Here is a 19,828-nt window from a genome sequence, read left to right on the forward strand (position 1 = left end):
GAAGCACATGCACGTGGAGCCCACCAGGCTTGGGGGGGTGCTGCTGTTCGTCCCCACGCCTCATCGGGACGACCGCGGACTGTTCACCCGGACCTTCGACGCCCGGCTCGCCGCCGAACACGGACTCGATCCGAACTCCTTCATCCAGGACAGCCAGTCCCGCTCCCGCCAGGGGACGGTACGCGGCCTGCACGGCAGGTCGGGGCGAGGTGAGGCCAAGCTGGTCCGCTGCGCACGCGGGGCGATACTCGACGTGCTCGTGGACGCCCGGCCCGGCTCCCAGACGTTCGGCGAGCATCTGACCGTACGGCTGGACGACGAGTCGTTCCACACCCTGTACGTCCCGCCGGGGTTCCTGCACGGCTTCCAGGCGCTCACCGAGCAGACCGACGTCTGCTACCGAATCGACCGGGAGCACGACCCGGCCGAGGATCTCGCCGTGCGCTACGACGACCCCGACTTGAAGATCGACTGGCCGTTGCCGGTCAGCGCGATCAGCGCCCGGGACCGGTCGGCGGGTACGTGGGCCGATCTTCGGGAACGTCTACCGCGATGAGATCGCTACTCCTGAGGGCCGCCCCTCTCGCGCTGCTGGTGGCGGCCTGTACCCCGGCGTCTCCGCAGAGCACCCCGCCGGCCCAGCCGTCCCACACCGCCACCCCTACCTCCCAGGCCGCCAAATGCCCCGGCTATCCCACCCCGGCCTGCACCGGCGTACCCAAAGGCGTCCGGCTGAAGACACTCCATCCGAATTTCTACGGCGCCTACCGCGTAACTCAGGACGGGACGGTGCTGGACGGGGTGCACATCCCCGGCACGCTTTTGATCACCGCCCAGAACGTGACCGTACGCAACAGCCAGATCGACGGCGATGCGAAGAACGACTACGACGGCAAGATCTACCCCTTCACCATCAGCGACTCCACCGTCGGCCCGGAAAGCGGCTGCAACCAGAGCGTCGGAATCTGGAGCGCCCAGTTCACCGCCACCCGCGTCCACGTCCGCAACCACAGCGACGGCTTCAGCGTCTCCGGCGACAACGTCGTCATCCGCGACTCCTACGTCATGCTCTGCTCACGCCCCGGCGACCACTCCGACGGCATCCAGACCGTCGGCGCCGGCCACACCCTCGTCTTCGACCACAACACCGTCGACCAGCGCTACGCACCCCAGCACACCGCACCGGTCTTCCTCGTCGACCCCAACACCGGCGTCCAGGTCACCAACAACCTGCTCATCGGCGGCACCTACACCATCAGAGTCAGAGCCGCGTCCGGCGCCGTCGTACGCGACAACGCCGTGGTGAACAAATCGTGGGACTACGGCCCCTCCGACACCGACTGCTCGAAGACGACCTGGACGGGTAACAGGCTGGTCACCATCGATGACGACTACTCCGTCACGAGTACGGTCGGACCTCTGGAGTGCGTGGGCTGAGGCTCTTCCCCGCCACCGCGTTCTCCTGTCGCACGACGCGAAGCAGGGCTCCCGCCGCACCGATCTGGAGGAACATCAGGCCCGTCGCCGCCGGGTAGGAGAGCTGGTCGAACGTGATCGAACAGACCAGTGGGACCAGCAGCGGCGCCGTCATGGACAGGGCGAGGTCCCGCAGCACCGGGTCCGAGGTGAGGTGCCTGGCTCGCTGGGCGGCGTAGACTCCCGTCCCCACCAGCACAAGGAACGCCAGCACGCCGACGATTCCCGACTCCACCAGCGTCAGCAGGTACTGGTTGTCGAAGACCTGGTGTTTGGGCGCGTACCAGGTGGCCAGGCCGCGGCCCAGCCACGGATGGCGGAGAAACTCCTCCAGCGCGTTGGGGTAGTCGTGCACGCGGTACCGGATGCTGTCGTCGGAGCCGAAGCCGGCGAACAGCCGGTAGAACGTGCCGAGCACGCCCGGCATGACGATCTGGACGACCACCAGAAACCCGAACACCACGCCGAGGGCCCGGAGGCGGCGCCGCGCCGGCCAACCCGCCATCAGGACGACGCCGGCCGTCGCGACCGCGATCACGCCTGTGCGCGAGACCGAGTAGACCAGTCCCATGGCGATCATGGCGGTGCAGAACCACCAGCGCAGCGGCGAACTGCCGCGGTCGCGTGCGTGCACGGCGTAGTGCACGGCGACAGGCAGGATCATGGCCGAGACCACGGCGAACTCGATGGGGTGTCCGAGGGTGGCCGCGACCCGGTTCAGGTCGTCTCTGGCGAGGACGTTGGTGATGCCCTCCACGCCGTTGGCCTGCAGGAAGGGCAGCGCCATGTAGGCGGTGAGGTCGAACTCCAGGATGGATTGGAACCCGCCGACGACGGACACCACGACACCGGCGACGACCAACCCCCGCATCACCAGATCGAGCCGTCGCCTGTTGGCTATGCCGTCGCATACCGCGAGGCCCAGGCCGATCCCGCCGACCAGCACCACCAGGGCGTGGTCCATCAGGTTGAGTTCGTCCTTCTCGAGGTAGCCGAAGGCGGCGTGCCCGTAGACGGCCAGGCTGGCGGCGAGGTAGAGGAACAGCCCGGTGCGGGCGGGGTTGCGGCCCTTGGCAGCGCCCAGCGTGGTGGTGGACTGGGCGAACAGCCAGAACAGCCCCAGTGCCAGGCCCACCACGTCCGCCGGCGTCACCGACAGAGGCAGTCCGCGCAGGATCATGCGGGCGGGGACGCACAGCAGCGCCACGATCGCCACGACTGCCAGCGTCGCGCTGTCGGCCGCCTGGAAACCCTCGGGGAGACGTCGTGGTCCGAGTGCCGTCGTCTCCCCGGCGGTGGAGACGGCCATCACACCGTCTGCTCCGCCTTGGGCGCCGACTGGGCCGGCACGTTCAGGCGCCTTTCCGGGCCCTGCGTCCGCCTTCCGCGGGCGCGACGATGGACGACGAAGCTTTCGACGGCGAAGGCGGCCGTGAGGCTGCCCATGAGGCCCAGGGCGGCGGCCGCGGCGGCGGCGCGGCTCCTGCTGCCCTTCTTCGCCTCAGGAGTCGTGGGCTCGACGACGTGCGTGATGGTGAGGAACGTCTTCGGCGGCGCCCCCACGGCCTTCTGGCGGCGGGCCAGTTCGACATCGGCCTGTGCCATCACCTTGGCGACCAGTGCCGTGGCCGTTGCCGGGTCCGGCGCCTCGGCCTCAACGAAGACGAACGGACCGCTCATCATCAGTTCGGGGTTGGTGCTCCCGTTGGTGACCTTGTAACCGACGTCGCCGCCCCGCGGCACGCCGAGCCGTTCTCCCATCTCCGGCGCGCCGAGCGCCTGAATCAGCAGCGACGCGGTCATGTTGAGCCCGTAGTCGAAGGTGACCAGAGGATTGGAGCGGGGGTTGACCAGTTCGGGATCGTCGGGCACGCTCGCCCCGGTGGTGGGGATCGTGATCAGCATGATGCCCTGGGAGGTGTAGGTCACGGGGATCCGGGTGTAGACGAAAAGCGTCGCGCCGATACACAGGACGAAGGTGGGCAGCACCACGTACCATCTCCGGAACAGCACGAGGACTGTCCCCCACAAGTCCATCCGATCCCTCCCCGTGCGGTCCTACTGACTATCGCACGGAGCCCCTGGTTTTGTTACGGCAACGCGTGATAAGTCTGACCAGCCGCTATAGACGTCTTCGATCCGGAGGTCACGATCGATGCCAGAGCTGGCCGTCATCACCCCGACCTGGAAGCCGGACCTGGACTTCTTCGCGGCCCTGCACCGCTCGTTTCTCCAGTTCACTTCCGAGGACACGGTCCATCACGTCATCGTGCCCTGGGCGCACAAATCGCACTTCACGCAATTCGCCGGACCGCGCTGCCGCATTTGGACGCATTCCGAATTGCTCCCCCGCCGCTATGTCCGGATGCCCGGCGGGGTGTGGGTCAATATGCGGCGCCCGTGGCCGCCGGTGCGCGGCTGGGTCATGCAGCAGGCGGCCAAAATCGCCGCCGCCGGCATGGTGGAGGCGGACACGGTGCTGCTCGCCGACTCCGACGTGGTGTTCGTCCGCCCGGTCGAAGTCGGCGACTTCTCCGCGCATGGCCGGCTCACGCTGTTCAGGAAGGAGGGCGCGGTCCACGCGGGAATGGAGCGGCACGTCATCTGGCACCGGGTCGCCCACGAACTGCTCGGGCTCCCGGCCGCGCCGCCGCCTCCGCTGAACGACTACGTCGACGCGCTGGTCTTCTGGGACCCCGCGCGGGTGCGGGCCATGCAGGCGCGCATCAGCGAGGTCACCGGCCTGCCCTGGGCCGACGCTTTCACCTCCCAACTGCACGTCTCCGAGTTCATCGTCTACGGCGTGTACGCCGACGAGTCCCTCGGCGAGGAGCAGCGGCCCGCCACCAGCCCCGAGATCTGCCACAGCGCCTATATCAGGACGCCCATGGATCACGAGGCCGCGATGGCGTTCGCCGACCGCATCGGCCCGGACGCAATCGGCATGATGATCTCATCGCACTCGCACACGTCGGCGGAGGTCCGGGAAGCCGCCGCACGGCGGTGCGCCGAGGTGGCCGCGTCGCGCTGACCCGGTGTGCCGGTTCGCGGCGCGGGGTCAGCCGCCGCGTTTTCCGGGTGATCGCCCGGAGGAGCCGTTCTCCGAAGGCCGCCCGCCCACAGCGCTGTCCGCCGTGAAGATCGGATCCATGATGATGACCATGGTCTGGTCGGAGTCGTCGTCGGCGTCGGTCACGGAGGTGCCGTTCGCGGGTGTGGGATCGTCGACGGCCGGCGGCGGGTCGCTCTGCGCGAACGAGGCGGACGAGGAGGCGTCGGCGACCGCCGTGCCGGGCGGCGCGACAGGCGTCACAGGCGATCCGATGCGCGCCTGATCCTGCTTGGGGGCGGGGATCCGCCACTGGACCGTCGCCGCGCCGAGCACGTCGGGGTCCTCGCTCCAGCCGGACATCCGTTCGAAACGGCCGTCGCCCGCCGCGATCCGCGTCACGCGCTTACGCCTCGCCACGGCGTAGGCGATGCCGAAGCAGACGAGCAGCGACACGGCGAGAGCGCTGCCCGCCGTCTTCCACTGGACGCTCGTCACCCGCTCCGGCTGGGAAAGCGGGACCACGTCGTTGAGCGAGACGAACGTGGACTTGGGCGCGTCCAGCGCGACCTGCCGGTCGTTGAGCTCCTTGCGCACCCGCGCCTGGACCGCGGCGACGGTCTTGCGCGCCTGGTCGGCGGTGGGCGCGACGACCGACACGTAGATGTAGGGCCCGCTGATGTCCAACAGGTCGGGGTCGGTACGGCCGTCGTCGACCGTGAGCGCGACCGGCCCGTCCTTGGGCGCGCCGACGTCGTGCCGCATCTCGGGGGTGTTTATCGCCTGGATGAGAATGGTGGCCGTCGTTTTCAGCCCGTCGCTGAAGCCCAGTAACGGGTTCTGCAGGCCGAAGGTCTTGCTCGGGTCGATCGTGGCACCCCTGGCCGACGTGGTCAGGACCATCAGGGCGCTGGATTGGTACCTCGCCGGGACGAAAAAGAACGTTCCCACCGCGACCAGCAGTGACAACAGAATCAACGGCGGCCCTACGGCCTTGCGCGTGAGTAGGCTGCTGAGGATCTTCCATAACTCCATATACGCGTCCCCCGCCCTCATGGCGCACCCGGGCGCCGGGCGGCCCCACATCTCCATCGCCGCCCGCGGACAGATCGTTACACGACAACCCTGATGCGTGACGATTGCTCGATGGGTCTTCCTTTGAGCTACAGCGTTACACGACGAGCGTCCCCTCCGATAGACCATCGTGGGCCGGGCCGACGTCAGGAGGACGACTTATGGCGACACCCCCATTACAGGGGCACTCCCGGCTTGCCGGCCTCGACGGGATCAGAGGGCTCGCCGCGCTCTTCGTCGTGCTCCACCACTGCTGGCTGACGTCGTTTCCCGGCTTTCCCTCCGACAACGGCCCCATGTGGGCAGGTTGGCTCCTTTATGGACACTTCGCGGTTGTCGTCTTCATTGTCCTGTCCGGCTTCTCACTCGCCGTCGGACCGTCGCGCCATGAATGGCGGCTCGGCGGGCTGGCCAGGTTCGGCCACCGGCGGGCCTGGCGCATCCTGCCGCCGTACTGGATGGCCCTGGTCTACAGTCTGATCGTCGCGTGGACCGTCGTCCCGCAGACGGACGCCGGCCCTCCGACGGCCAAGAGCGTCGTGCTGTACGGGCTGCTCATCCAGGACGTTTTCGGCTCGCCGAGCCCGAACGGGGCCTTCTGGTCGATCGCCATCGAGGCTCAGTTGTACGTGGTCTTCCCGCTGCTCCTCCTGGTGATCAGGCGCTTCGGCGCGGCCGTCATGACGGGCGCGGTCACGGCGCTCGTGGTCGCCGTCGGAGCGCTGTCTCCCGTGGTGCCGGCCGTGGCCCTGCTGGACCGGTTCACCCCACAGTTCGCGGCGCTGTTCGCCTTCGGCGCCGTCGCGGCGGGGGTGGTGGGCGGACACTGGCGCGCCCCGGCACCGTGGGCGGCAGCCGTGGCCGCGGTGCCGGTTGTGGCACTGATCGTGGTGCAGGGCTCGGTGTGGACGGTGAACCACTACTTCTGGGTGGACCTCGCCCTCGGGCCCGCGGTGGGCCTCTTCCTGGCGGCGCTGGCCGCGGGCAGGCCCGCGCCGCTGGTCACGTTCCTCGACACCCGTCCCGTTCGGTCCCTCGGATCGTTCTCCTACAGCCTCTACCTGACGCACGCGCCGTTGGTCGTGACGTTGCATGAACTGGTGGTGGCGCCGCACGTCCCGAAGGGCATGCCGGCCTTCCTCACCATGATCGCGCTCGCCGTGCCCGCCAGCCTGCTGGTGGCATGGGGCTTCGCCGCCGTCTTCGAGCTGCCCTTCCAGCGGCACCGCAGTTGGGGGGCACTGCGCGCGGCGATCGGTGAGAGGCTGCGGCCGTCGCGCCGCAGGACCTCCACGGCGGCTCCACCGTACGAGCCGGAGAGGTCAGCCACGCCGTGACAGGGCCTCCGCCTCGTACTCCAGGGCCAGTTCCTCGGGGACCTGCTCCAGATCGGTGCAGCGCCGGAAGTCCCGCAGCGTCGTGCCCACGCACAGGGCGTCGACGTTGGGCGCCCCCCGGCGAGCTCGGACGTCGTGGATGTCGACCGTACGGAAGTCGATGCTGAAGCGCGTACGGCCGGAGGTGTTGGGGACGGTCGAGTGCAGGTGCGCGCCGGAGAACATCACGAAGCCTCCGGGTTCGGGGATGACGCGGACCTGCGGCTCCAGTTCGATCGTCTGCTCCGGCTTGGGCTGCCGGCGGGTGTCGCTGTAGATGTGCGTGGCGGCGCTCGGACGTTCGACGGCCGTCCAGTCGGCGTAGTCGTACCGGTCGCTGCCGTTCCCGACCGGCTGGTCGAAATACCGGGTGTGGAAGGCCATCACGTTCTCGGGGACGACCGGATAGATCGGCATCCACCAGTTGACCTGACTGAAGGGAGCCGAATACCAGCAGTCCCGATGCGGGTGGTATGCATAGGAAATTCCTGACGTCAGATACTCGTCGGAGGTGGAGGTCCGCATCCGCGGCACGTCGAAATACGTGTCCCACACCGAGCAGCCGGCCTCTTCCAACACCCGCGGAAGCAACTTCTTGCAGCGTTCGTGATGAATGAAGCGCGGCTTGAGGTCCGCCAATAGCGCGGCGAATCGCTCCACCGGCATCTCGTACTGCGCCAGCTCGGGATCAAGCGTCCCGAAAGCCTTCTCGATGAGCTCGCGGGCGAACTCCACAAGCTCCGCCGACGCCGGTGTGGCCGAATACACGAAAAGGTCGCCCTGGAAGATCATCTGTCGGCGCCGGTCGTCGTCGACCTCATGGTTGAAGAAAATCGAGGTCATAGCATGCCGTCTCTCTGCTTTCCACGTCCCTGCCCCGGGACGCTCCGTCGTCAGTTACTCGCCGATTTCGGCACCACCGTTACAACGGATTTGGCCGTTACCGACATGTCACCGAATCCATGACGGAATAGGAGAGATCGCGGCGTGCGATCAGCGACGAACTGTGGCGAGCGCCAGGCGCGCCGCCTTGCGGGTTCGATGGCTCAGAGTCTGGCGCTGCCGGCGGGCGTACGTCCGGGCCACCACCTCCCAGGCGCGCCTGCGCTGCTCCGGGGTCAGGTCGAGGGTGCGCAGGTGCCGCACCACGGCGGCGAACTGCAGTGTGGTGGCGAAGTGCACGGTCCACCCCGGAACGCCCAGCGCCCGGGCGATCTCGGGCAGCCTGCGGAAGCGGAGCCCCCGGTGCGCCAGGATCTCGGGGACGTGGCCCCAGGGACCCGCCAGCGCCAGCATCACGGCGAAGACCTCGTCCTCGCGCAGCATGACGGGCCTGGGGACGCGTGCGACGGCCTCACGCCGCATCAGCCCGTACAACGGGTCCAGCAGCATGTGCTCCTGCGTGTGCACGACCATCATCTCGGTGAACCGGTCGATGGGATCGTCGGACAGCAGCCGCGTGCCATCGTAGGGCGGCGGCTTCATCGCCGCGCCGTCCGGGCCGGTGTAGAGGGTCTCCGAGGTGACCAGGACGAGCCGCTCGTCCTCGGCGAAGACCTCGAGCGGGCGCGACACGCAGTTGGGCTCCAGCAGGTCGTCGTCACCCATCCAGCGGAAGTACGTGCCCTGGGACAGCCGCAGGACCGCGTCGAAGTTGCCGACGACGCCCACGTTCGCCGGCTGGCGGTGGTAGACGACGCGGCTGTCCGCCCTCGCCAGCTCCCTGCAGTACTCCTCCGTGTGGTCCGTCGACGCGTTGTCGGAGATCACCAGCTCGATGTCGGCGTGGTCCTGCTTCAGCGCGGACCGGACGGCGTCGCCCATCCGGTCGGCTCCGTTGCGTACGGGAAGTCCAATGGAGACCAGCATTCTTGCCACTCCAGATCAGGATGTCGGACGGGGCCGCAGGACCGCCTGAGGCAGGGCGCGCAGCCGGTCGGCCGGAACGACGATCAAAACGTAAACGACCAAGCCCACGGCGGCCCCCAGGCCCAACGTGACCCAGGGGGGCGCGTCGTCCAGTACGGACAGCATGCCGAGCACGGCGGCGCCCGACACGAGGCCGCCGAGGCTCGGCCGCAGGAGAGCGGGTGCGATGGGCGCCACGCGCACACCGGCCGCGCGCAGCCCGAGGACGGCCAGGGGCAGGGCGACGAGCAGCGAGGCGGCCGCCTGGCCCGCGGCCGCGCCCCGGATTCCCTCCATGTGCGTGCCGACGATCACGGCGGGCACCAGAGCCAGGCCGTATCCGACGTTGATCCAGACGGTCAGCGTGGTGGCGCCCTGGCCGTTGAGGATGTCCAGTGCGAAGGACGTCAGCATCCGCACCACCATCACCACAGCGAGGAAGCGCAGGACGCCGGCCGCCTGGTCCCACTTCGCCCCGTAGAGAAAGGCCACGAGCGGGTGCGCCAGCAGCCCCATGACGATCGCCAGGGGTAACACGCCGGAATACAACAGAGGCACCGACTTCTGGACGCCCCGGGAAAGGGAGTCGGCTTCCTGCTCCGCCAGCCGGGAGAAACCCGCGATGGACACGGTGCGAATCGCCGTTCCGATCAGCCCGGGCACCCAGCTCGACACGTTGAAAGCCAGCAGGTAGTAGCCGAGCGGTTGGGTGCCCATGATGTCGCCCACGATGATGTAGCCGACGTTGAGCAGCGCGACTTCCAGGCCGATGCCGGCCGCCGACGGGATGCCGAAGCGCAGCAGCCTGCCGGCGATGGCGCGGTCGAACCCGATCCTGAACGGCATGCGTGCGACCCGCAGCACGATGACGCCGGTGACCACCGCCTGCGCGACCTGCCCCCAGGCGAAGCTGTACGGCCCGGCCTCCTCGGCGGCCAGCACGATCGCGACGGCGGCGTTGACGGCGAACCCCGCCAGGATCGCCATGCTGTTCTGCGCTTGCTGGAACCGCCGCAGCAGCGCCGCGCTCCTGACCGCCGTGACGGCCTCGACCAGGATGACCGCTGTGAGGAGCCGGACGACGGGCGTGGCCTCGGGACTCCCGGCGTGCGAGGCGTAGAAGGGCGCGGCCACCCAGAAGGCCCCGTACAGGGCCGTGGCGGAGAACAGGTTGAGCAGGGTCGCCGTGGGCGACATCTCCTCCAGCGAGCCTCGCCACTGGATGGTCGCCGCCATGATGCCCAGGTCCTTGACCACCATCACGAAGGAGGTCGCGGCCAAGGCGACCGCGTAGACGCCGAAGTCCGCGGGCGACAGCAACCTGGCGAGGATCAGACCCATGACGAAGGACCCCGCCTTCATCACGAGGTTGCCGAGCAGGCTCCACCCGAACCCGCGGCCGGCTTTCTCGCCGATGCTCCGCGGGTCGGCCTGGGCCTCCGTCACGGTGGCGTCTTCCTGCTCCACAGCGGACCCCTTACGCTATTCCCGCCTCGGCAATCCGTTCGAGCCAGATCTCGCGCCAGAACGGCGCGAACTCGCGCGGACAGTTTGATTTGTACAGGCCTTTGCAGACGACGCCCTCCAGAAGGATGCAAGGGTTCTTCATTTGCAACATCCGGCCGGTCTTCTCGTCCAGGCAACGCTCCACCCGCGCCAGGACTCTGGCCGTCTTGCCACACCAGTGCGCCATCTCCTCCTCGAAGCCCAGACCGCGGTTCTTCCGGTCGGAGCCGAGGGTGGCGACGATCTCCGCCCTGGACTTGATGCGCACCATTTCGCCCGGCTGAAGATCAAGAATCCCCGTCGGAGTTCTCGTGTTGGGTCCCGGACCGACCCAACCCCAGGTGAGCCCCTGCCTTATCCGCAGCCAACGCGGCAGGCGGCGCCTGCTGAAGTTCTGATAGCGGTCGAAAAGTCCGAAGAATATTGTGCGCAGGGTTTCCCAAACGGTCGCGTTGCCGGTCCTGACGTCGGCGACGTACTGGCCGCCGTCACGGAACGGCAGGCAAACGGGCGCCGCACGCAGCAGCTCGGTCGCCTGGCACGAGAACCGCTCCTCGCCCTCCGGCCCCGGCTCCTTGCGCGCGTTCTCCACCAGCAGCGGCAGCAGGGTGCCCGGCGAAACCCGCGGTTCGGCGGAAGCGCCGGAGGCCTTCTTCAGCCAGGCGGTCTTCCAATAGATCGAGCAGAAGGTCTGGCACCCGCCATGCGCGGACCCGTCGCATCTGCCTCCTTCGAGGTACACGGCGTCGTCCATCCGGCGCATACCGGTCTGGGTCATGGTGTCGCAGAGCTTGTGCGCCACCTTCTTGACCACCATGCGCTTCCCACAGAACTGGAGCATCTCCGGCATGAAAGGCAGCCCGTCGAGCTCTCCGCGTTCGTCCAAAGTGGCGAGGATCTCCTCCTCGCTGAGGACCTCCACGAGGTCCCCGGCCCGCAGGCTGAGCGCTTGCACCATTCCCTCTACTCCTTCAGTAATCCCGCGGCACGCAACGACCCCGCGGCGGCGGCTACAGCGGAGAACGGCAGCCTGGACCGTTCCGCGATGTCCAGGAGGCTGTGATCACCGTCTGACAGATTGAGCACCCACAACATCGCCATCTGCGCCTGTTTCGTGTCACTTCGGCCGCCGATGGAGCCGTACAGACCGCGCCGGCCCAGCTGCGGCTCGCCGTACGGGCTGGTGTTGAGGTATCTGCGGTTGTGCTCCAGGATCTCGACGGCCTCCCAGAGCACCTCCAGCGTCTCCTCCATGGCCTCGGGTGCGACGAAGCCGGGATCGTCGCCTGAGGTGTGGTACTCCGGGTAACCGGCGTACGGCGTCCGGGTCAGCGACCCGACGCCGAGGTTGAACCCGGGCGAGCAGTACTGGCGCTCGTCGTAACCGTAAGGAGTGAAGTCGACGATCTCGTGTCGTCTGCCGCGCAGCACATGGGACATCACCTGGTCGATCTCGGCGTCCCCGCGCCTGCTGCGCTTGTACGTGAGTGGCCCCCGGTCTCCCGCGCAGGCCAGGGTGAGACCGTGCTTCACACGTTCCACCCGGTTACGCGCCAGCCAGGTGATCGCCCCGATGGTGCCGGGCGCCATGATGAACCGGTATGTGTACCAGGGGTCGCTGATCCGCTGGGCGAGGGCGACCGCCACGGCGATGCCGGCGAGGTTGTCGTTGGCCAGCGACGGGTGGCACACGTGGGTGGAGATGATCACTTCGTCCTGCACGCGTCCCGGGATCACGTGCTCGGCGTAGGTGAGGTGACCCGGCTCCAGGGTGGAGTCGATCAGCACCTCGTAGGGCCCCTCCCCCAGTTCCGCCAGCGTGCTCGCCCTGAGGCAGAAGCCCCAGGTCTCGGCGAAGTAGCTCGTCCGGTACGGGATCAGGTCCGGCTGATCCGGCAGGGTGTGCAGGTGGGGACGGAGTTCCTCGAGGGTGAGGGTGGCGGACACCGGCACGCTGTAGCCCACCACATGGAGGTTGGAGTCCGCGAAGTCGACGACGCGACGGCCCGCCGGATCCTTGATGTAGGCGTCGCGGATGTTCCACTCGTTCGGGATCGTCCAGTCGAGCACCTGCGTCCCGGTGGGCACCTCCGAGACCTGGAGCGGCAGGTGCTCGCCGACGACGCGCAGCGTCTCCCGCACCCCGTCGCCGGTGATGCTCCTGCACAGCGGATACAGCCGCGCCACGAGGGCGTGCATCTCCTCGCCGGTCACGGCCGGAGCGTCTCGTCGATCGTGCCGGCCGCCCTCCGCCCGGACAGCCACGCGAGCCGGGTGAAGCGCTCGGCGAAGTCCTCGGCGGTCAGCCCGTGCGCCTGGTAGGCGTCGTACAGCTCGACGGCGCCGTCCTTGACCGTCCACCGGGCGGCGTAGCCGGGCAGCGCGGCCCTGATCCTGGAGAAGTCGACGCGGTAGGAACGAGGATCGGCGCCGGTTTCGCCGGTTATCACCAGCGTGGAGCCCGGGACCACCTCGATCACGTGCTGCGCGATGTCGGCGACGGTCACGTTGTTCAGCTCGGTGCCGACGTTGAACGCCTTCGCGTGCACCGCCTCGCGTGGGGCGACGAGGGCGGCGGCGAACGCGTCGGCGATGTCGGCCACGTGGACGAGCGGCCGCCACGGCGTGCCGTCTGACAGCACGCGCACCTCCCCCGTCAGGAAGGCGTGCCCGACCAGGTTGTTGAGCACGATGTCCATCCTGAGCCGGGGTGAGAACCCGAAGGCGGTGGCGTTGCGCAGGAACACCGGCGTGAAGTCCGGGTCCGCCAGCCCGACCAGGTCCTCCTCCACCCGCACCTTCGACTCCGCGTAGGGCGTCACCGGCCGCAGCGGCGCGTCCTCCGTGAGCAGGTCGTCGCCGCCCGACGCGCCGTACACCGAACAGGTCGACGCGTACAGGAACCGGCGGACACCGGCGTCCTTGGCCAGCCGTGCCAGGCGGGTCGAGGCGTGATGGTTGATGTCGTAGGTCAGCTCGGGTGCGAGCGCGCCGAGCGGGTCGTTCGAGAGGGCGGCGAGGTGGATCACCGCGTCGAAGCCCACGAGGTGCTCCGGTCGCACGTCGCGCAGATCCACCGCCAGACCCTCGGGGTCCCGCGGGAGCGGGCCGAGCACGCACTCGGCGAACAGCCCCGAGTCGAGGCCGACCACCTCGTGTCCCGCCTCGGCCAGAACGGGGGCCATCACGCTCCCGAGGTAGCCCACATGCCCGGTCAGCAGTACCCGCATCAGTTCTCCAGTCGAAGAGTGAGCTTGTTCACGTGGAAGGCCTCCGCGTAACGGGACTGGCACTCGATGCCGCGGATGCGCGCCAGCCCGAGGAAGGCCTCCCGGTCATACCATGATCGATGTCGTTGGGAAGCGTAGTGCCGCTGGAGCAGGCTCACCTTGGCCTCCGCGATCTCCTCGCCGAGCGGCTGATACACAGAGGGCCTGCCGAGGTCTCCGTCCCACTTGACGATCTCGTAGCCGAGCACGAGGTGATCGCGGAAGGCCGTCGGGACCAGCCTGGCCAGGCCCCGATGGTCCTGATGAGCGTCACCGGTCCATGGCGCGAAGATCAGATCGGGGTCGGTCTCCGCCCGCAGCTCCTCCACGGCCGCCTTGGCCTCCTCCCAGTGCGCGGGCAGCCGGCCGTCGGGCAGCTTCAGGACCCTGAGCCGCACGTCCGCTCCCGGGCAGAAGGCGGCGAGGGCGGCACGCTCCTCGTCCTCCCGTTCCGTGCCGCCGCCCGACAGCACCAGAGCGTCGACCCGGATGCCGGGATGGGCGGAGCAGAGGGTCAGCAAGCTGCCGCCGGCGCCGATCGGAAGGTCGTCGCAGTGCGCACCCAGCGCGACGATCCTGGTAACGGACGAGGCCGTGCGCAGGCCGATCACTGGCGCTCCCACAGCGCCCACGGGCGGTTTCCGCGGGAGTACGCGTCATCCAGGGCGAGGCGCTCCTTGACAGTGTCGGTCGGCCGCCAATATCCGCGATAGGGGTAGGCGAGCAGCCGACCTCTTTTGGCCAACTGCACGCAGCCGTCGCCCACCAGGTCGCCGTTCTCCGGGATGTGGTCGAAGATCTCCTGCCGCAGGACGAAGTAGCCGCCGTTGACCCACAGCGGCATCTGACTGACCGGGGTGATGCCGCCGACCTTGCCGTCCTCGCCCATGTCGATGCAGTGGAACGTCTCGGCGGGTGGCACCACCATCATGGACGCCCCGGCGTCAGCGCGCTCGAACCGCTCGATGATCTCCGGCAACGGGGCATCGCTGAGCACGTCGGCGTAGTTGGCCAGGAACATCTCGTCGCCGTCGAGATGATCCCGGACCCGGCGCAGCCGCTCCCCGATTGGTGAGTCGATGCCCGTGGTCACGAAAGAGATAGACCAGTCGGAGATGTCCGTCGACAGCAGCTCGACCCGGCCGCCGCGTAAGACGAAGTCGTTCGAAGTCGTTTCCTGATAATTCAGGAAGAATTCCTTGATGTGGTGAGCGCCGAAGCCGAGACACAGGATGAACTCCGTATGTCCAAAATGGGCGTAGTAGCGCATCACATGCCAGATGAGCGGACGGGGACCCACGAGTTGCATCGGCTTAGGGACGTCACCGGGGGTGCCGCTGCGCATCCGCGTGCCGTACCCGCCGCAGAAAAGCACGACCTTCACGAGACGAACTCCAAGGTTGGGATGGGGAAGACCAGCTTTCCTCCCCATTCGTGGACATAGGACAGCTGCTCGGTGAGCTCGGCCCGCAGGTTCCACGGCAGAACCAAGACGTAGTCCGGGCGGTCTGCGGCGATCCGCTCCGGGGGCAGGATGGGGATCCTGGCGCCCGGAGTGAACTTGCCGTGCTTGTAGGGGTTCCTGTCGACGGTGTAGGCCAGCAGGTCGGGCCGGATGCCGCAGTGGTTCAGCAGCGTGTTGCCCTTGCCCGGCGCGCCGTACCCGACGACCGTCCTGCCTGCGTCGGCGGCGTCGATCAGGAAGCGCAGCAGGTCGCGCCTGACGCGCGCCACCCGGTCGGCGAACTGGGTGTAACCGGACAGTTCGAGCAGTCCCGCGGCCTTCTCCATGGCCATGACGTCCGCCACCCGGGGGCCCGGCCGGCCCGAGGGGCGTGCCCACAACCGGACGGATCCTCCATGCGTGGGAAGCAGCTCGACGTCGACGAGGGTGAGCCCGCCGGCGGCCAGCGCCCGCTGGGCGGACGCGACCGTGTAGTACTGGAAGTGCTCGTGGTAGATGGTGTCGTACTGGTTCAGCTCGATGAGGGTGAGCAGGTGCTGTACCTCGATCGAGACCCAGCCGTCGTCGGCCACCAGAGCGCGCAGTCCCTTGGTGAACCCGACGATGTCGGGGATGTGCGCGTAGACGTTGTTGGCCACCACCAGGTCGGCGGGACCGTGCTCGGCCCGGACTGCGGCGCCCGTCTCAGGCGTGAGGAACGCGGTCAGGGTGGGCACGCCCTTGTCGCGCGCCGCCTGCCCCACGTTGGCCGACGGCTCGATGCCCAGGCACCGCACTCCCCGTTCGACCACGTGGCCCAGCAGGTACCCGTCGTTGCTGGCGACCTCGACGACGAAAGAGGGATTGATACGTTCCATCGCGCCGGCGACGAAACCTCGCGCGTGCTCCACCCATGACGTGGAGTACGACGAGAAGTAGGCGTACTCGGTGAAGGTCTCCTCGGGTGTGATGAGGGGCGGGATCTGGGCGAGCCAGCAGCCGGTGCACACCTGGAGATGCAGCGGATAGGTGACCTCGGGCGCCGTCAGTCCCTCGGCGCTGAGAAACAGCTCGCAGGGCGGCGTCGCTCCCAGGTCGACCACACCCGCGAGGCTGGGCGAGCCGCACAGCCGACACTTTGTCATCATGCTCCCCGAATCGGTCGATCGACTGAGGTAGGCCCTTCAAAGACGCGTCAGATACAGATCTGGTTTGCTCCCCTCGCCCTCGACCCACCAGCGGTAATTCGGCTCATTCGTGGCCTGCGTTACAAGGCGCTCAGGGCGTGGCAGGCTTCCCCTCATGGATTCCCTCAGCATTCCGGGCGCCTGGGTCCACACACCCCAGATCCATGCGGATCCGCGCGGTTCGTTCCTCGAGGCGTTCCGGGCGTCCGATTTGGTCGCGGCCACCGGTCACCGGCTGGAACTGGCCCAAATGAACTGCTCCGTCTCCACCAGGGGAGTGCTGCGCGGCATCCACTTCGCCGACGTCCCTCCCGGCCAGGCGAAATATGTCATATGTGTTTCGGGAGCGATCCTCGATGTGGTCGTCGACCTGCGGATGGGCTCGCCCACCTTTTTGAAGTGGGAAAGTGTGCGCCTGGACGAAGAATCCAGGCGCGGTCTGTACATCGCCGAGGGACTGGGGCACGCGTTTCTCACGCTCAGTGAACGGGCCACGGTCGTATATCTGTGTTCACAGCCGTACGCACCCTCCCGTGAGCACGGTGTGCATGCTCTCGACCCCTCCATCGGCGTCGAGTGGCCGGTGGAGGGCGCGCCGATCCTGTCGGAGCGGGACGCCGCCGCGCCCACGGTGAAGGAACTCGTAGAAGCCGGGGTCCTGCCCGCCTACTCCGAATGTCAGGCCTTCTACGCCTCCTTGAGGTAGGGCCAGGCCGCGTGCAGGGCGTCCCGCCAGTCCCTGATGGGGGCGATGCCGGTGGTGGCCCACCTGCCGTGCCCGAGGACGCTGTTGGCCGGCCGTCGCGCCGGTCTGGGATATTCGGCGGCCGTGACGGGCCTGACCCGGTCCGGATCCGCGCCTGCCAGCTCGAAGACCTCCCGCGCCAGGCCGTACCAACTGGTGCTCCCGCGACTGGTGGCGTGGTAGATCCCCGGCGAGGCGCCCGCCGTCACCAGGCGGAACAGCTGCGCGGCCAGGTCGGCCGTCCAGGTGGGCTGGCCGACCTGGTCCGCCACGACCGAGACGGCGCCCTCGCCCGCCGCGAGCCTTGTCATCGTCCTGACGAAGTTCGGCCCGCCGCTCCCGTAGAGCCATGCCGTACGCACGACCGTCCCGCCGTTGCCGAGCGCCGCACGCTCCCCGGCGAGTTTGGTCCGCCCATAAGCGCCGACCGGCGCCGGCTCCGCGTCCTCGGCGTACGGCTCGGCCGCCGTGCCGTCGAAGACGTAGTCCGTGGAGAGCTGCACGAGCCGCTCCCGGCACACCGCGGCCAGATTGCGGACCGCGTGGCCGTTGACCGCGAGGGCCTCCTCCTCGCGGGTCTCGGCGTCGTCCACGGCCGTCCAGCCCGCGCAGTTGACGACCACGTCGGGGGCCGCGTCGCGTACGGCGTCCGCCACCGCACTCGCGTCCCTCACGTCGAGATCGAGGCGCGTCAGCGCGACGACGTCCTCGCCCTCCTCGCGCAGCAGCGCCACCAGATCGGTGCCGAGCAGCCCGCCCGCGCCGGCCACCATCCATCTCATGGTTCCTCCCGGGGGACGATCAGGTCGGTCAGCGTCGCACGGTGGTCCGTTCCCGGCAGGGACAGCGTCGTGAAGGCGTCCACGGCGATGCGCCGGTCGGCGAGCACATGGTCGATGGCCACCTTGGGGATGAACCACGGCTGCCCGAGGTACGGCCAGGTCGGGGCGAGCCCCTTGCCGGTCGCGTCGGCCGCGTCCCGGTAGCCGGTCGCGATCAGCTCGCGCAGGACCGCGTGGTCGAGCGTGGAATTGAAGTCACCGGCCAGAACGCGAAGCGTGCCGCCCTCGGCCGCGGGAAGCGCGCGGATGCTGGATGCCCAGCAACCCGCCCGCCAGCCCTGTGACGGCGCGCAGGCGTGGACGGCCACCACGCTCAGCCGGCCGCCGTCCGGAAGGGCGAGCCTGGCCGGGATCTGCCGGGGCCATCCGAACGGCGGACCGTCGGCTTCGAGCGGCTGGCGGGCGAAGACGCCGCTGCCCATCGCGTCCGGCGCCGCCTCGCTGACCTCGAAGGGCAGCAGCCGCTTGAGACCGGCCGCGACGAGGCGGTCGCGCATCGGCTCCGTCAGCTCCAGCATGACCAGCACGTCCGGCCGGTGCCGCCGCACCGCGTCCAGGATCGCGCCGGCGGGCACGCTGCCATGGAGGAGGTTTGCCGACAGCACCCGCAGCCGATGCCCTTCGGCGATCCGGGCGGAGCCGTCCGGCAGGGCACGCGGAAGGACGGCGGCGCCGAGGGCGCCGCTCACCACCGCGGCCGCCAGGGCCGCGCGCCAGCGGCGCAGGGCGACCGCGACGGCGAGCGGCAGCAAAGACGCCCCGGCGACGTACGGGGTGAAGGACACCAGTTGCGACCACCGGAGCTTGGGTTCCCAGCCGGTCAGGCGCAGCACCGACCATCCGGCGAACGGAATAAGGGCCAGCCACGGCGCGAGCAGCGCCCAGCGTCCTCGCGGCCCGTCCGCCCTGAGGGTCTTCGACTCCGCCACGGCGGACTTCACCACGCTCTACCGCCCGGCCCGGTGTGACGAGGGCCGGTGCGACGGCTTCCACCAGGACGGGTTGTCCTTGTACCACTGCACGGTCTCCGCCAGGCCCTCCTCGAAGCTCACCTCCGGCGCGTAGCCGAGGTTGCGGAGCTTGCCGTCGTCAAGGGAGTAGCGGCGATCATGTCCCTTGCGGTCCGCCACCCACCGGATCCGGTCCTGCGGCAGATCGAGGGCCTCCAGGAGGCGCGTGGTCAGCTCGAGGTTGGTGAGCTCCGCCGTACCGGCGATGTGGTAGACCTCGCCGGGACGGCCGATCTCAGCCACCCGCTGGATGCCGCGGCAGTGGTCCGCCACGTGGATCCAGTCGCGCACGTTGCCGCCGTCGCCGTACAGAGGGACTGTGCCCCCCTGGATCAAGGTCGTGACGAACAGCGGAATGATCTTCTCTGGATACTGGTAGGGGCCGTAGTTGTTGCCGCATCTGGTGATCGACACGGGCAATCCGTGGGTGATCGCGTAGGAGCGCGCGATCAGGTCGCCGCCCGCCTTGGACGCCGCGTACGGCGAGCGGGGTGCCAGCGGAGCGCTCTCGTCCCACGAGCCGGTCTCGATCGAGCCGTACACCTCGTCCGTCGAGACATGCACCACGCGGCGGACACCCGCCGCGACGCACGCGTCCATGAGCGCCTGCGTGCCCAGCACGTTCGTCCGGACGAAGTCCGCCGCCGTCTCGATGGAGCGATCCACATGCGACTCGGCCGCGAAGTGGATCACGACGTCGTGCCCGGGAACCACGTCGGCCAGCAGCGCGCCGTCGCACACATCGCCCTGGACGAAGTCGTAACGCCCCTCGACGGGGGCGAGGTTAGCCAGGTTGCCCGCGTAGGTGAGCTTGTCGAGAACGGTGACGGACGCTCCGTGGAAGGCCGGATAGCCACCGGTCAATACGGCGCGAACATAATTCGAACCGATAAATCCGGCGCCGCCGGTAACGAGGAGTTTCACGAGACGATCAACACCCGT

20 protein-coding genes are annotated in these 19,828 nt (G+C 68.6%); 5 read left to right on the forward strand and 15 right to left on the reverse strand.

Annotation, left to right across the window (positions count from 1 at the left end; translation table 11 throughout):
• Positions 1–7 precede the first annotated feature (7 nt).
• Positions 8–556 carry a dTDP-4-dehydrorhamnose 3,5-epimerase family protein gene (locus tag ACQEVJ_RS41535; RefSeq protein WP_433110414.1) on the forward strand — a complete coding sequence of 183 codons (549 nt, stop codon included), beginning with the start codon at positions 8–10 and terminating at the stop codon, positions 554–556.
• Positions 553–1,437 carry a hypothetical protein gene (locus ACQEVJ_RS41540; RefSeq protein ID WP_433110416.1) on the forward strand — a complete coding sequence of 295 codons (885 nt, stop codon included), beginning with the start codon at positions 553–555 and terminating at the stop codon, positions 1,435–1,437. The genes ACQEVJ_RS41535 and ACQEVJ_RS41540 overlap by 4 nt, the downstream gene beginning before the upstream one ends.
• Here the strand turns inward: ACQEVJ_RS41540 and ACQEVJ_RS41545 are convergent.
• Both ACQEVJ_RS41545 and ACQEVJ_RS41550 read right to left on the reverse strand, forming a co-directional pair.
• On the reverse strand, positions 1,400–2,785 hold the full coding sequence (locus ACQEVJ_RS41545) for an O-antigen ligase family protein (RefSeq protein WP_433110418.1): 1,386 nt from the start codon (positions 2,783–2,785) through the stop codon (positions 1,400–1,402). The two genes, ACQEVJ_RS41540 and ACQEVJ_RS41545, sit on opposite strands and share 38 nt — an antisense overlap.
• Entirely contained in the window at positions 2,785–3,489 is a 705-nt protein-coding gene (locus tag ACQEVJ_RS41550; RefSeq protein ID WP_433110420.1) for a hypothetical protein, read from the reverse strand. The genes ACQEVJ_RS41545 and ACQEVJ_RS41550 overlap by 1 nt, the downstream gene beginning before the upstream one ends.
• Before the next feature lie 142 nt (positions 3,490–3,631).
• On the opposite strand from ACQEVJ_RS41550, the gene ACQEVJ_RS41555 reads away from it, so the two are divergent.
• The gene (locus ACQEVJ_RS41555) at positions 3,632–4,507 is read left to right on the forward strand and encodes a DUF6492 family protein (protein ID WP_433110422.1); all 876 of its coding nucleotides are present in this window, start codon (positions 3,632–3,634) and stop codon (positions 4,505–4,507) included.
• Positions 4,508–4,534: 27 nt separating this feature from the next.
• On the opposite strand, the gene ACQEVJ_RS41560 is transcribed toward ACQEVJ_RS41555, so the two are convergent.
• Positions 4,535–5,428, reverse strand: a complete 894-nt coding sequence (locus ACQEVJ_RS41560; RefSeq protein WP_433110424.1) for a hypothetical protein — start codon at positions 5,426–5,428, stop codon at positions 4,535–4,537.
• A gap of 332 nt (positions 5,429–5,760) precedes the next feature.
• On the opposite strand from ACQEVJ_RS41560, the gene ACQEVJ_RS41565 reads away from it, so the two are divergent.
• The gene (locus tag ACQEVJ_RS41565; RefSeq protein ID WP_433110425.1) at positions 5,761–6,936 is read left to right on the forward strand and encodes an acyltransferase family protein; all 1,176 of its coding nucleotides are present in this window, start codon (positions 5,761–5,763) and stop codon (positions 6,934–6,936) included.
• On the opposite strand, the gene ACQEVJ_RS41570 is transcribed toward ACQEVJ_RS41565, so the two are convergent.
• The 9 genes from ACQEVJ_RS41570 to ACQEVJ_RS41610 all read right to left on the reverse strand — a co-directional run bounded on the left by ACQEVJ_RS41570 (position 6,922) and on the right by ACQEVJ_RS41610 (position 16,250).
• Positions 6,922–7,818, reverse strand: a complete 897-nt coding sequence (locus tag ACQEVJ_RS41570) for a hypothetical protein (protein ID WP_433110427.1) — start codon at positions 7,816–7,818, stop codon at positions 6,922–6,924. The genes ACQEVJ_RS41565 and ACQEVJ_RS41570 overlap by 15 nt on opposite strands.
• Positions 7,819–7,968: 150 nt before the next feature.
• Positions 7,969–8,844: a glycosyltransferase gene (locus ACQEVJ_RS41575; protein WP_433110428.1), complete on the reverse strand. Its 876-nt coding sequence runs from the start codon at positions 8,842–8,844 to the stop codon at positions 7,969–7,971.
• Positions 8,845–8,859: 15 nt separating this feature from the next.
• Entirely contained in the window at positions 8,860–10,350 is a 1,491-nt protein-coding gene (locus ACQEVJ_RS41580) for an oligosaccharide flippase family protein (RefSeq protein WP_433110430.1), read from the reverse strand.
• 10 nt (positions 10,351–10,360) lie between these two features.
• The gene (locus ACQEVJ_RS41585; protein ID WP_433110432.1) at positions 10,361–11,347 is read right to left on the reverse strand and encodes a hypothetical protein; all 987 of its coding nucleotides are present in this window, start codon (positions 11,345–11,347) and stop codon (positions 10,361–10,363) included.
• Between the two features lie 5 nt (positions 11,348–11,352).
• A complete protein-coding gene (locus tag ACQEVJ_RS41590) occupies positions 11,353–12,603 on the reverse strand; it encodes a DUF4910 domain-containing protein (RefSeq protein WP_433110434.1) in 1,251 nt (416 codons plus the stop codon).
• Positions 12,600–13,619, reverse strand: a complete 1,020-nt coding sequence (locus tag ACQEVJ_RS41595) for an NAD-dependent epimerase/dehydratase family protein (protein WP_433110436.1) — start codon at positions 13,617–13,619, stop codon at positions 12,600–12,602. Before ACQEVJ_RS41595 ends, ACQEVJ_RS41590 begins: the two co-directional genes overlap by 4 nt.
• Positions 13,619–14,269 carry a PIG-L deacetylase family protein gene (locus ACQEVJ_RS41600; protein ID WP_433110438.1) on the reverse strand — a complete coding sequence of 217 codons (651 nt, stop codon included), beginning with the start codon at positions 14,267–14,269 and terminating at the stop codon, positions 13,619–13,621. The genes ACQEVJ_RS41595 and ACQEVJ_RS41600 overlap by 1 nt, the downstream gene beginning before the upstream one ends.
• Positions 14,266–15,090, reverse strand: coding sequence for a sugar phosphate nucleotidyltransferase (locus ACQEVJ_RS41605; protein WP_433110440.1), 825 nt, complete (start codon positions 15,088–15,090; stop codon positions 14,266–14,268). The genes ACQEVJ_RS41600 and ACQEVJ_RS41605 overlap by 4 nt, the downstream gene beginning before the upstream one ends.
• On the reverse strand, positions 15,039–16,250 hold the full coding sequence (locus tag ACQEVJ_RS41610) for a class I SAM-dependent methyltransferase (protein ID WP_433110442.1): 1,212 nt from the start codon (positions 16,248–16,250) through the stop codon (positions 15,039–15,041). Before ACQEVJ_RS41610 ends, ACQEVJ_RS41605 begins: the two co-directional genes overlap by 52 nt.
• 154 nt (positions 16,251–16,404) lie before the next feature.
• Here ACQEVJ_RS41610 and rfbC point away from each other — a divergent pair, with 154 nt between their 5' ends.
• On the forward strand, positions 16,405–16,995 hold the full coding sequence (gene rfbC, locus ACQEVJ_RS41615) for a dTDP-4-dehydrorhamnose 3,5-epimerase (protein ID WP_433110444.1): 591 nt from the start codon (positions 16,405–16,407) through the stop codon (positions 16,993–16,995).
• Here the strand turns inward: rfbC and rfbD are convergent.
• From rfbD to rfbB, 3 genes are read right to left on the reverse strand one after another with little or no spacing between them, the layout of a single operon-like run.
• Positions 16,977–17,816: a dTDP-4-dehydrorhamnose reductase gene (gene rfbD, locus ACQEVJ_RS41620; protein ID WP_433110446.1), complete on the reverse strand. Its 840-nt coding sequence runs from the start codon at positions 17,814–17,816 to the stop codon at positions 16,977–16,979. The genes rfbC and rfbD overlap by 19 nt on opposite strands.
• On the reverse strand, positions 17,813–18,820 hold the full coding sequence (locus tag ACQEVJ_RS41625) for an endonuclease/exonuclease/phosphatase family protein (protein WP_433110448.1): 1,008 nt from the start codon (positions 18,818–18,820) through the stop codon (positions 17,813–17,815). Before ACQEVJ_RS41625 ends, rfbD begins: the two co-directional genes overlap by 4 nt.
• A 3-nt stretch (positions 18,821–18,823) precedes the next feature.
• Entirely contained in the window at positions 18,824–19,810 is a 987-nt protein-coding gene (rfbB, locus tag ACQEVJ_RS41630; protein WP_433110450.1) for a dTDP-glucose 4,6-dehydratase, read from the reverse strand.
• Between the last annotated feature and the right edge of the window lie 18 nt (positions 19,811–19,828).

Origin of the sequence: Microbispora sp. CA-102843 (genome assembly GCF_050936215.1) — a bacterium.
In the GTDB taxonomy this organism is placed as follows: Bacteria; Actinomycetota; Actinomycetes; order Streptosporangiales; family Streptosporangiaceae; genus Microbispora.

What these genes read in the sequence shown, in the direction of transcription:
- ACQEVJ_RS41535 (WP_433110414.1), top strand. Translation starts at nt 8, where the DNA reads ATGCACGTGGAGCCCACCAGGCTTGGGGGGGTGCTGCTGTTCGTCCCC.
- ACQEVJ_RS41540 (WP_433110416.1), top strand. Translation starts at nt 553, where the DNA reads ATGAGATCGCTACTCCTGAGGGCCGCCCCTCTCGCGCTGCTGGTGGCG.
- ACQEVJ_RS41545 (WP_433110418.1), bottom strand. Translation starts at nt 2,785, where the DNA reads ATGGCCGTCTCCACCGCCGGGGAGACGACGGCACTCGGACCACGACGT.
- ACQEVJ_RS41555 (WP_433110422.1), top strand. Translation starts at nt 3,632, where the DNA reads ATGCCAGAGCTGGCCGTCATCACCCCGACCTGGAAGCCGGACCTGGAC.
- ACQEVJ_RS41560 (WP_433110424.1), bottom strand. Translation starts at nt 5,428, where the DNA reads ATGGTCCTGACCACGTCGGCCAGGGGTGCCACGATCGACCCGAGCAAG.
- ACQEVJ_RS41565 (WP_433110425.1), top strand. Translation starts at nt 5,761, where the DNA reads ATGGCGACACCCCCATTACAGGGGCACTCCCGGCTTGCCGGCCTCGAC.
- ACQEVJ_RS41570 (WP_433110427.1), bottom strand. Translation starts at nt 7,818, where the DNA reads ATGACCTCGATTTTCTTCAACCATGAGGTCGACGACGACCGGCGCCGA.
- ACQEVJ_RS41575 (WP_433110428.1), bottom strand. Translation starts at nt 8,844, where the DNA reads ATGCTGGTCTCCATTGGACTTCCCGTACGCAACGGAGCCGACCGGATG.
- ACQEVJ_RS41585 (WP_433110432.1), bottom strand. Translation starts at nt 11,347, where the DNA reads ATGGTGCAAGCGCTCAGCCTGCGGGCCGGGGACCTCGTGGAGGTCCTC.
- ACQEVJ_RS41595 (WP_433110436.1), bottom strand. Translation starts at nt 13,619, where the DNA reads ATGCGGGTACTGCTGACCGGGCATGTGGGCTACCTCGGGAGCGTGATG.
- ACQEVJ_RS41605 (WP_433110440.1), bottom strand. Translation starts at nt 15,090, where the DNA reads ATGGGGAGGAAAGCTGGTCTTCCCCATCCCAACCTTGGAGTTCGTCTC.
- ACQEVJ_RS41610 (WP_433110442.1), bottom strand. Translation starts at nt 16,250, where the DNA reads ATGATGACAAAGTGTCGGCTGTGCGGCTCGCCCAGCCTCGCGGGTGTG.
- rfbC (WP_433110444.1), top strand. Translation starts at nt 16,405, where the DNA reads ATGGATTCCCTCAGCATTCCGGGCGCCTGGGTCCACACACCCCAGATC.
- rfbD (WP_433110446.1), bottom strand. Translation starts at nt 17,816, where the DNA reads ATGAGATGGATGGTGGCCGGCGCGGGCGGGCTGCTCGGCACCGATCTG.